Below are 11100 nucleotides of genomic sequence, written 5' to 3'. Positions count from 1 at the left end.
CTCGCGCGGGGAAAACCATGCTGCCCAGAATGCGGAGAGGATTTGTGGGGGAACATCCCCGCTCGCGCGGGGAAAACGCGAGTGCGTCATACTCTGGCCGTGGAACGTACGGAACATCCCCGCTCGCGCGGGGAAAACTGCGCCTCCTCAAACTCCTTCTTCTGCCAGGTCGGAACATCCCCGCTCGCGCGGGGAAAACACAATCCAGTCCCAGGCAGCCTGCGCCCAGTTCGGAACATCCCCGCTCGCGCGGGGAAAACTCTTCGGAGCCAGTACTACCGACACCGACCTTGGGAACATCCCCGCTCGCGCGGGGAAAACTCTGCGTGGCGCATGTGCCCGTAGATGAAGTCCGGAACATCCCCGCTCGCGCGGGGAAAACTGGAGCCTGATGAGCTACGGATTGCGGAGACGCGGAACATCCCCGCTCGCGCGGGGAAAACGGATCTTGAGCGTCATGTGGTGCTGCGGGTTGGGGAACATCCCCGCTCGCGCGGGGAAAACTTATTAACCAGCAGAGTTCGGTTCCCAGTGAAAAATTTTATATCACTTAGCTCGACGAGCACGTCGGGCGCGACGCCGCTTGGCTGGATTTGACCACCCCGGTTGTAATCCGATATCACCTTTAGTCCTGTTTTTGAACGGACGCCGGATCAGGGATAGCCCCTCAACATCAACGACCTCCCAATCGTGGCGATGCACCTTGTAGGCATACCCTTGTTCGGCATTCCGATCCGGATAAACCATAATGGCACGACCGCTGCCGACCATTTCGATGACGAGTCCCCACAAGATGTCACGGAGACGAGAGTTAACTTTCCCAACGAATACACCTGGGGCAATTTCTTCGAGCCACCGAGTCAGATGTCCCCGCAACCCGGCAGGGCAGCTCGTCAAAACTAGTGTCACCATGGCGGTTCTCCGGAGGAGTAGTTTGTACCACCTTTAATCGTGCCGCGGCTGTAATCCCACAATTCGATAACTTCGCCGAATTCCTCGTTTTCAAGAGGCTCTTTCATTAAGAGCTTTAGATCCTTAACGCAGCGCGAAATAACTTTTTCTTCACGAATCCGATCACGCACACGTCGCCTAACCGTAGTGCTAAGTGTTTGAGTATCAACCTCGGTTCCAAGCTCCGAAACCACAGTAAAAGCAACTGGAATCGTTATGTCTGCCTTATACAAATCCGCAATGTCATAAACAAATGCGCGGTCGTGCCCCGTATGCACAAACCCCAAGCCGGGACTCATTCCCAGGGAAACTATCACCGCATGCACGACACCGTATAGGCAAGAATGTGCTGCTGAAAGAGCCTGATTGATTGGCGTGCCATTCGAGAAATCATCAGGGCGGTATTCACGACGCGACCACTCAACCCCGGTTATCTTTGACCATTCCCTATAAACCGACCGAACCCGAGCACCCTCTCGGCCCCGTAATTGCTGCATATTCAGGGATTCCACATCCTCGCCGGAAAAGCGCATCCCATACACTTCGCGCGCAACCGCTAGTCGGGTTTTTCGGTTGCTCACTAGCTTTGCCTGCTGTTCCAGAAGCCGGGTCGAACGACCTATCGGCCGACCATGCGCGTAATATCGCACACCGTTTTCTCCCACCCAGACGATTGTTGAACCGGCATCTGCAATAACCACCATCGCCTGATGCGTAACCCGTGTACCAGGGCCCAGCATAAGCACTCCCAGTGCAGCACTGGGTATATGCATGACGCCCTGGTCGTCAGTCGCAGTGAGAGAATTAGAATCTCGACCGATGGTGCAGTGCTCAAGATAGAGAAAAGAAATCCGGTCTTCAGCCCTCGACAATTCGATCGGTTTCGACGGACGCGCTCCTGGAATATTGGCCATGACTAGTCACTTCTAGAAGTCATTGGAGCGACAGTCAACAATCCACACCCATATCCCTTTGCTTTGCCAATTCCGTTTGTCAATACTCGGCGGAATTTCTCAGCATCAGCTACTTCAATGGCTCCATCAAACTGTGCACGCGCGATTGTGACCATTCCTCCCTTCCTGCGGAACTTCACCACTTCCCTGCCTGTAACTGAAACAGCTAAGTCATCGCTGGAGGTGTCATGACTATCTGCATGTGAAAACTCAGCTGGCAGAAATCGCACACCCATAACTTCAGCGCGTTCTAACAACCAATTTCGCTGTTGAGCTGCAGTTACATGCGCAAGCCTCTTAGACTTACCTGTCTGGGGGTCGCGTACTGATTTCACAGGATTCGCTACCAACCTAAAACGAAATCGCTTTCCGACGGAAATACTTCCCAAAACCGGTTCGTATTCACGTATCGCCCACGACTCTTGATTTTCCCAGCCTGCTTGCTGCTGCAGATGCTCAAATGATGGTTTTTCAGGACTCACCACGTATAGAGCAAGTGAATGAGCTTCCCGGTCAACTCGCCACAAAACACGACCGTTCTCAGTGATGAGGTCACAATTTGGTGGAAAAGCTGACAGCACCGCAGCATGCATAGCCTCTGGGCTGGCTAACAACTTACGAGTCCCCCGCCGTTGCGGATTGAGAAACATGCGTGAAAGGTACATCAACTAGTCACCTCCCAGTAGGGACATAGGATCGTGAGAGAACACCGGACGCTTTCCTTCTTTGTTTTCAATCTCTAGCCATCCATGAACCACTGGTCGCATCTCGTGCTTTCGTTCTCTCGGATCAAAGCTGACTGGAGTATCCGGAATTAGCTCATCGTAGGTCTCACCATCGCGCATATCTCGAACAATTGGCAGCGAAACTACTTCTGGTTGACGTTTCCGGTACCAAGTCGATGCTTGCCAAGGAGCCTCACGCAAAGCGTCTTCCAGTGGCTTTTCCTTAATTCCTAGAACCATTTTTCCTGTCGGTTGGAATGCACGGCGGCCTAAGTAGAGAGGGAACGCTGGACGCTGTACCGCGTCGGCAAGCCCTTCAAGAACACTGCGTGGACCTTCAATTGCAACAATGAAGATGGCGTCAGTGAGATAATCACGATACGTCAGGGGCTTGGATTTGTTGTTGCGCCAATCAATTTCAGTCTGGAAGTCTCGCTCAACCTTTCCAATTTGATCAGTACGAACACCAAAGCCCAGTGATGCCAAATCTTCAATCGCATCAGTACGGCGTCGCCCGCTTGCAGCTGCAAGCAAACCCACTACCCCGCTTTTCGTTGGCTCTCGCCGCGTACCTCGGTGATTGAATCGACTCGAGTCTCCCCATGCTTGCATAGGTCCAGCGAGCCTCAAGAGGAGAACCGACATTAGAGCTCGACCTTCTCCATGACAGCCTGCTCAACTAAGTTGACCAAACCAGCCATATCAGTGCGATCGCCAAAGACATTCAGCTTTTCCATCGCAGCTTCAGTCGCTGCGCCACCAGTGGCAAGATACGCACCGCCGAGTGGATGAGAGTCGTACGCACCGTCCTGCTCAGCGGCATACTCTGCCAACTTGATAGATGCGTTTTCTGTGCGGCCACGAGTAGCTTCCACCGGGTCTTCAAAAGCTTCTGACAGATTGACAGGCTGATCATCACGAACTTGAACCACAATCAAATCTGGTCGCGTTCGGTTAGCAAAGGTGTTCTGCTTACCAGTTGGCATCGAAAGCGCAAATGCCTTGAGTAGTGCACCAGCAGCTTCAGATGCTGCCTCCTTCGACCCCAAAGAATGAGCCAATTCACTAGCGTTGACCGTTGCGTAGCGGTACAACGTAGACGAGGTGAATTCCACCGTACCAATCATGCCAGCACCAGCGTTGTCCTCCGCCGCGTTGTCATCAACCGCAGTGAAGTAGTCAAACTCCGTAACGGTCGGATGAACAGAAATAGCATGATTGAACTGGCACGTCGCATCAACATTTAGGTCTGGAGCATCGGCCAACATGCGACCGAAGAGGGCGATGTCGACTGAGTGCTCGTTATTTAGTGCTTCCTTCGCTTCCTTCGCAGGAATTTTGGCCGGATCGTCCTGGTACTGAATTGCCAGATCAGCTAGCGCTTTAATTTGCGCGCGGGAAACAAACAGCAGGTACTCAGTACGGATACGCGTGTCTTCCTCACCCTTCTTGGGCTTTGCCTGCTTCAACTTCGTCTTCTGCAGAACACTCAGCGCTAGGTGCTCAGCGCTTTCTTCCAGCTCCGGAGTCTGCAAAATGATTTCCGCAGCAATCAATGACGGGCTGAAACGAGTACGCTGTCCCAACTTATCAAGGTCAAGTAAGTTCTCGAATTCCTTACGTGCTGCGCGCTTCCAAGCTTGGCTGGAAACTCGAGCCCGACGCACACCGCCATAGTTGGCAGTCTTTGGACTGCCCGTGTCATCTCGGTTCAGGTTTGATGGCGGGACAGTTTGGAGTGCGTGAATATCAATGTAGATGGTCATGTTAAGCCTTTCTGCTGTTATTAGTTTTCTACTGCGCGGTCATGGTCATCGATTTCGGATTGCGGAACTCTGTTCATATCCCGGGCCCAACGAAGTCGTACACTGCGAGCTGAATCTGAATAGTTCAACGCCACCAAGTCATTAGCCAAACGGCCGTAATCCATCGGAACGCTGTAACTCCTCAGCATCTGAATTAGTCCGCGCAAATGGTGCACTAACTCATCGGTTGTCTGTGCAGTAAGCGCTGCGTTAAATCGTCGCTCAATACCCTTTTTCTGGTTTTCACCTGCTACTTGATGAAGCTGGCAAATAGCCGCTCCGAATCCTTCATTGGCCTTATGCATAGGCTCATTTCTCGATTGCTGATGGAGTGCAAAAAAGGCCAATGCAAGGTGTGCTGCAGTTTCGTAGACGCCTGGCTCATCTCGAGGGCCTTCAAGCTCCGCCGGGAACGAATTGAATACCTCTGACCACACCTGGGGCTGCTCTGCCAGCGGCGCGCTCAATGAGCGGCGAAGCACCGCAAGGGAGGCACGAGCTTCCGAGCTTTCGTTGGCCAGACCACCTGCTAACCCCTGTGCCTTGCCGGCAACAAAGCTGTACAGCAGGGAGCTGCGCGACTGCGACTTATTCGTATCTGCCATTGTTAATTAACCTTCTCTCGCGGTTTTTGTTCTTCTGGCCGTGGCAGAACTTTTCCGAGCCCTCGCCGAAACCACAGCTCAGCGTGCCCCACGTTGTACTGACGCTCATCAACCTCACGACCTGACCATGCGCTGTCGGGCACACCTGCTATCAACTCCGCAGCTTTAGCGAGAGCCAAACGCCGCAACTGTTCTGTCCAAGTTGCAAGGTGATCACTAAGGTCTGTTTCTGACGTAAGCCCGCTAACCCATTGACGGAATACTGGGTCTACATCCGAGTAGAAGGAACCCTCTGCGCTAAAGCCTGCAGCCCCGCGTTCGCCACCAGACGCAATGGCCAAATTATTGGCAAATTTTCGCAGTTCGGCTGCTGTATCTTGTGTTCGGTTTGCGGCCAACAATACGAATTGGATGGTCTGTTTATCGGCAGCCAAAAGCGCAGGGAACGCTAAATCATCTGTTAATAGACGGTTGTACGAAGCCATTTGGGGACCATATTCGTAACCAACCATCCGAAGACTCAACCGGTAATTCTGGGGCACAACGCCACTGCGGCGACCTGTTCGAGTCTTCAACGCTTCCATGACACCGGCGGGCTTTGAAACTTTTACTTCGCTGCCGGTGCGCCCCTTGGTCGTATCAACGTCCGCTTCAGGTAGCACAGCGGAGAGACCTCTCCAAAGCGCGCGATCCGGATTGATGGCCTTTGGCATGTAGATGTCTTCTTTGGCCTTCTTGGACTGTGGCTCGCTATAACGCCATGGAGACATCATTTCGAGCGCATCTTGATGCAGATAATCTACTGGATCGCCATTGCAAACAAGTGCTCCGGTAACCATGCCATCTTCCGCATGAAGACGGACGCGCCTCTGTGGCCACGTCAAAAGCGTGAGTTGGCCTTTGGGAAGTGGTTCGGCCGAGACTGCCGCTGTCGGAACCGGCAATTCCCATATAGGGGCACCAGCCCAGGCAGCGGGATTGTGATCAACGATATTTAGCAGCAGCGTTTCAAGGAGACTATGTCCTTCGAGTACGGTTCCGCCTAACCAGCCTGCCCAACCAATGCCAATGGGATAACCTTTCCCGCCTTTGACGCGAGGGTCACCGACCGCACCTGATTTAATTCCGGAGAAATCAAAGGCTAGGCAATGAACCAGCCAACGACCTGCTTCCGCCAAGGGAAGTGGCTCAATTGCTGAGCGCCGGTAGAAGAGGTCACCTAATTCCGGTGAGTCCGGAATGATTGCCTCAAGGCTCTTCCACTCTCCACTTTTTGTAGCAAGCGTAGGAGTTTGCATGAAAGGGGCTTCCCGATCGAGCAAATCGAATCGGTGCGAATATTCATCTAAATAGCGGCTGATGCGCTCTAATGGCAGCTTTTTGTCCTCCCATGCTGCCGCCCATTGTTTGCGGTTTTCTTTGACATCTTCTCCAAAGTCGAATGCGCGATAAAGAACCGCAAGAGCCACGCGCAAAATCGCAAAGTCCTGCGCTGGCGATTCACCAGAGATCCGTTTTAACTCACCAGCCTGCGCAAAGATATCTCGAAGGCCTAATTCCCGACCATTGCCATCGTGCCCCGTGACCTTAATCCAGGGCTCGTCGAGCAGATTAAAACTTGGCTCAGTTCCGCTCACTGCGACTCCTTTTCTCGAACGGACCGCAATCCATACTTCATATCGTATGAAAAACTAACTCCGTTAACATGGCATTCCCCACTTTCGTTCAACGGCAATGGCAGAAGCCCTTTTAGCCAGGAGCTAAGTTGCCAAGAGGGGCTACCAAACCGCTCCAATTCAGCGATGAACTCGTCCACTCCCCCGACTTGCCAACAAGGCAGCGAAATGGTGCATTTAGCAACTTCGCGTGCTAATTCGTCGTCGACTCCATTGGCATTACTCAGTGACTCACCACCGCGGTTTTCCAGCCACGGCAATGAATAGAGTTCGCTGCCTCGCTGCTCTACAAGAACTACTTCAATTGTCTCTTCGATATCTCTCACCTGCGACTGCCCACGAAACTCTTCTGCAGATCCATGCTGGAACCACAGACTCATGTCTTTTTCGTTTGGCGATGGACCGAGTGAACGTTTCGCTTTTTCAGCAAGCTTCTCTCCCCTCGCTTGCTTCTCCTTCACCGCCTCATCCCAGTCTTTTCGCCAACTGACTGGACACTGCGCATCTGCGTCATACGTTTCACGAACTATTCCTGCGACATCATCTGGTGAAATAAACTGCTTACACCCCATCAACGCTGAGGCCGTCCGCATCAGCAACGCAGTGCCATAAATCCGTTTACTACCGCTCACAAACTCTGGAGCATTGCTATCCCCAATCTCAGTGACCCCAAAGAGCACCAGTCGTGGCGTTTGAAGTCGCTCCGGACGGCTTTTACGACTATGCCGATGGAGACGACCCGCCCGCTGAATCAGCAGGTCCGAAGGCGCAAAATCGCTAAACATAATGTCAAAATCCAGGTCAAGGGATTGCTCAACAATTTGCGTTGACACCACCACGCCTCGCTGTGGGCGCACGCCAGACTTGCCGTATTTGGCAACAAGCTCTTCTTCTTTAGCCCGTCGATCTGCCGCAGCGAAGCGCGAATGAAGCAAAAATACTTCCTCATCAGTGAAGCTACCGTCAGAACAAATTTCGTCGTAAAGCGTTTGGGCCCGCTGAACTGTATTGCATACGACTACGGCGCAACCACCATCATGAAGTTCCTCTGCCAGCTTGTGAACAACAGATGAGTCATCACAGAATTCGAGCGATACCACCTGCCTGCGAGATGAAGCCTTTGGCTTACGGACCGTGACACCATCCTCGTTTACAAAGGTCAGAAGTGGATAGGCACGTTCGTCTTTGGCAACTTCCATCTGGCCAAGAATCTTGTTGGGAATTTGAGCATTTCCTAACTGCGCAATCCCCGAGGCATAGGCCTCCATCAAATGAAAACGAGCATCCGGTGGAAGCGTTGCCGACAACGCAATGACTGGAACCCCATATGCGCCACACCATTCCAATGCGCGGTACAAATACTGCTGCATGTAAATGTCTGCAGCATGCACCTCATCGAGGATCAATACCTTTCCGGCAAGCCCCAGATGCCGCAACATGACATGCTTTGACTGCAGCGCCGAGAAAAGGAACTGATCGATTGTGCCAACAGTAAAGTCTGCCAGCGCTGCAGTTTTACGAGAGCGTAGCCACCAATGAGCCTCAACTGCAGGCTCTTTAGAATTGGCACCATATTCTTCGTCATAAATAGCCGAAAAACTCTGTGACGGAAACTTAAGACCTTGGAATTCATCATTAAACTGCGCGCGACTATGCGTGAGCATCGCAGAGGCCAACTGGTCTTCCGCAATCGCACGGTCGAGCCACTTCAAAACACGAGAAAACATGGCATCTGACGTGGCGCATGTAGGCAACGCGACTTGCACACCACCACATCCGAACTTGGCTGCAAGAACTTCCGCGGCCGCAAGTGCAGCCTCTGTCTTACCTTCACCAGTCGGTGCTTCTAGCAGCAACAGGCCTGGTTTATCCACTTCCTCAGCAAGCTTTACTGCGTCCAGCTGAACTGGGTATGGGGTGGCACCAGCAGGCAGGTCAAACCGAGCGCGAAATAAGTCATCCGCACTACTTTCCGGGCGAGGATCCCACGGATCCGGAAGATTTAATCCGTCAATCGCATCATCGCTTCTGCTTGTCGACGATGCATCAAACATCGACAGTGGAAATAAATCAGTGTTCGAAGCAAGCCAGTCAGCCATGACCACAATTCCCGTCAGAAGCATTTGCGCTTGCGCTGACAGCTCTTGCTCTCGGCGTTGTTCACAATCAGTCGCCGTTAAACCTGCCCTTGTGGCCACGGCGTCGAAGAATTCAGAACGAATGTGTTGCCACTTTTCACCTTCGAGTTCTTCGACGAAGTCTTCGGCAGAATGCAACAGATTCTCATCGGGAAACTTGCCGTGATGGCCACCAATAGGTGCAATATGTGTATTAGCAGAATCTTCACTAAATCCGTGGTTTTCCAGCAACCAAATCCACAGAGCATACGCACCGACAGCGCCGTGGGGCGCTCCACGTAACTCCTTGGAGGAAAGTGTTGCCGCAGCGCCTAGCCCATACGGGCGCACACGGTCATACAGTTCCGGAACTTTAACCGAAAAAGCATAAGACGCCTTACCAATATCGTGCCCACCAGCATAGAAAGCAACCCATGCACGGGCTCGTTCTTTCGAGCCGAACTCATCGGTAAGCACTTGCCTTAGTGATTCCGGCAACCACTCATCCCAGAGATAAAAAGCCACATCCTGGGCATCATTCAAATGTTGTGCGAGACTCAACGCCTCTTCACTTTGCCAATCCCACTTAGCCCACTGCAAGCGAGCTATTTCAGACAGTACATCTGCCAAGTTCGAGCCCATGTTCGACATAACGACCCTGTCCGGCCGAACCCCTATCCGGCCTCTATTCTAATCTCCAAGATAGCCGAGATATCAATTTCATTCAATATGGAAACTACCCCTTATTAACCCCACACAATAAAACGTTGATATCTATCCAATAGACTCATCTACAAGTGTCGCTTACACGAAAAATCCCCGCTTTCGCGGGGATAACATCGCCCCTCACAATAAAACCGGAACATCCCCGCTCACACAGGGAACCCGAAGGCGACAGAACCTACACTAACCTCTCCGCAGCTTCCGCCAGACCCAATCAACGATTACGAAGCCAACAAGCGTCACACCGAACAGTGGTGCAACTACCGAGTAGGCAATCAGCAGCGCCACAACAGTTGCTGCAACTCCCGGGCGAATGTCCCGCCAACACGTCGGCGCCGGGAGCCTGCCCGGGCGACCACCTCGACCGCGCCCAAACCACATGGCGTACCCGCGCACAATCATCGCCAACAGAGCGACACCAATCAGTGCCAGGATCAGCTGATTCACCCAACCGAACAGGATGCCCATGTGCGCGTTGATCAGCCATTCGGTCAGCTTCGCCGGCAGCGGCCAGTCCGCGAAGTGAATCCGATCGACCATCGCTCCGGTCGAGCCGTCAACGGTGACGGTCTCAATGCCCATCCGCCATTCCTCGCGGGCTTCCTTGGCCATCCACACCGTGCCAGCCTCCGGTGGTGTCAGTTCGACTTTCCCGGACAGGCCCTCGGCACGTGCGAGGTTCATAACACTATCTGCCTCTGACCAGTCATAATTCGCTGGTGCAGTCGCAGTCATGGCTGGTTTCGGTGCGTACCAGTCCATCGTCTCGCGCAGCTTTGCGATGCCCGTTCCAGCCACCCACGACCACGTCAGGCCGGTGACGGTCAGGAATAAAAGTCCGACGCTAACCGCCACGCCAACATTCGCGTGACGACGCATATGATGCGCCCTCTTACTTGTTCCCTGTGTCCGCTTGCGACGCGAACGATCCCACCAGAGCCAGAGGCCACCAATAGCCAGTGCGCCCATCCAGGATGCTGCCGTCTCGGAGTAGAGGCGACCAAAGTTGCTATCAATCCAGAGCCTGCGGTGCCCTTCCGAGATCCACGCCCGCAGTGGCAGCGCCGCCGAGGAACCGTATTGCACCAGGTCACCCTTGATACTCAAGTCGCCTGGGTCAACGAACACCGCATGTCGGTAGGACTCCGACTTCAGCTGCTCATCATTGAACATGACTCGCGTTGTCTGCCCCGGCTTTTCCGGGACCTGCACTGCGGTCACCGGCAGGTCAGGGTGCACGCGCTGCGCGACCTCAACCTGCTTTTCCAGCGGTTGTGCGGGAAGGCTTGATGTTGCGGTTAGCTCTTCGTGGTAAACCACCTTTTCTATGCTCGGGGCGAGGGCATACGCCACGCCTGTGATAGCTGCAATAACAAGTAGTGGCGCAACGAGGATGCCTGCAACGACATGGATTCGGTGCAGTAATGCTCGTGGCCCACCATTTTTCTGAGTCTGTGCGACGGGGTTTGCGGCTGGCGTTCCAGCGGCATCGCCTGTGGCTATTGAAGTCATGCCTTATTAGTCGGACGAACTGCCCCAGTTGTT

General features: G+C 53.4%; 9 protein-coding genes and 1 CRISPR repeat array. All 9 genes read right to left on the bottom strand.

Annotated features, from left to right (window positions below; genetic code table 11):
* Positions 1 to 49: 49 nt before the first annotated feature.
* A CRISPR array of direct repeats spans positions 50 to 504; the repeat unit is 28 nt; unit sequence GGAACATCCCCGCTCGCGCGGGGAAAAC.
* A 42-nt stretch (positions 505 to 546) separates the two neighbouring features.
* Complete coding sequence (gene cas2e / locus QP977_RS04515; RefSeq protein WP_147722162.1) at positions 547 to 912, bottom strand: type I-E CRISPR-associated endoribonuclease Cas2e; 366 nt, start codon at positions 910 to 912, stop codon at positions 547 to 549.
* Complete coding sequence (gene cas1e / locus QP977_RS04510) at positions 906 to 1865, bottom strand: type I-E CRISPR-associated endonuclease Cas1e (RefSeq protein WP_284847175.1); 960 nt, start codon at positions 1863 to 1865, stop codon at positions 906 to 908. Before cas1e ends, cas2e begins: the two co-directional genes overlap by 7 nt.
* A gap of 2 nt (positions 1866 to 1867) precedes the next feature.
* Positions 1868 to 2569 (bottom strand): type I-E CRISPR-associated protein Cas6/Cse3/CasE, encoded by a 702-nt coding sequence (gene cas6e, locus QP977_RS04505; protein WP_147722158.1) that lies wholly within the window; start codon positions 2567 to 2569, stop codon positions 1868 to 1870.
* Between the two features lie 3 nt (positions 2570 to 2572).
* Positions 2573 to 3274 carry a type I-E CRISPR-associated protein Cas5/CasD gene (gene cas5e, locus QP977_RS04500; RefSeq protein ID WP_147722156.1) on the bottom strand — a complete coding sequence of 234 codons (702 nt, stop codon included), beginning with the start codon at positions 3272 to 3274 and terminating at the stop codon, positions 2573 to 2575.
* Positions 3274 to 4395: a type I-E CRISPR-associated protein Cas7/Cse4/CasC gene (gene cas7e / locus QP977_RS04495; RefSeq protein ID WP_147722154.1), complete on the bottom strand. Its 1122-nt coding sequence runs from the start codon at positions 4393 to 4395 to the stop codon at positions 3274 to 3276. Before cas7e ends, cas5e begins: the two co-directional genes overlap by 1 nt.
* A 20-nt stretch (positions 4396 to 4415) precedes the next feature.
* Complete coding sequence (gene casB, locus QP977_RS04490) at positions 4416 to 5039, bottom strand: type I-E CRISPR-associated protein Cse2/CasB (RefSeq protein WP_147722152.1); 624 nt, start codon at positions 5037 to 5039, stop codon at positions 4416 to 4418.
* Between the two features lie 2 nt (positions 5040 to 5041).
* Positions 5042 to 6676 carry a type I-E CRISPR-associated protein Cse1/CasA gene (gene casA / locus QP977_RS04485; protein WP_187271223.1) on the bottom strand — a complete coding sequence of 545 codons (1635 nt, stop codon included), beginning with the start codon at positions 6674 to 6676 and terminating at the stop codon, positions 5042 to 5044.
* Complete coding sequence (cas3, locus tag QP977_RS04480) at positions 6673 to 9474, bottom strand: CRISPR-associated helicase Cas3' (protein WP_187271222.1); 2802 nt, start codon at positions 9472 to 9474, stop codon at positions 6673 to 6675. Before cas3 ends, casA begins: the two co-directional genes overlap by 4 nt.
* Positions 9475 to 9738: 264 nt before the next feature.
* Entirely contained in the window at positions 9739 to 11067 is a 1329-nt protein-coding gene (locus QP977_RS04475) for a PepSY-associated TM helix domain-containing protein (protein ID WP_284847174.1), read from the bottom strand.
* Between the last annotated feature and the right edge of the window lie 33 nt (positions 11068 to 11100).

Source organism: Corynebacterium sp. MSK012 (assembly GCF_030232435.1).
In the GTDB taxonomy this organism is placed as follows: Bacteria; Actinomycetota; Actinomycetes; order Mycobacteriales; family Mycobacteriaceae; genus Corynebacterium; species Corynebacterium jeikeium_D.
The sequence above is the reverse complement of the archived record's forward strand: the minus strand, read 5'-3'. Positions and strand labels throughout refer to the sequence as shown.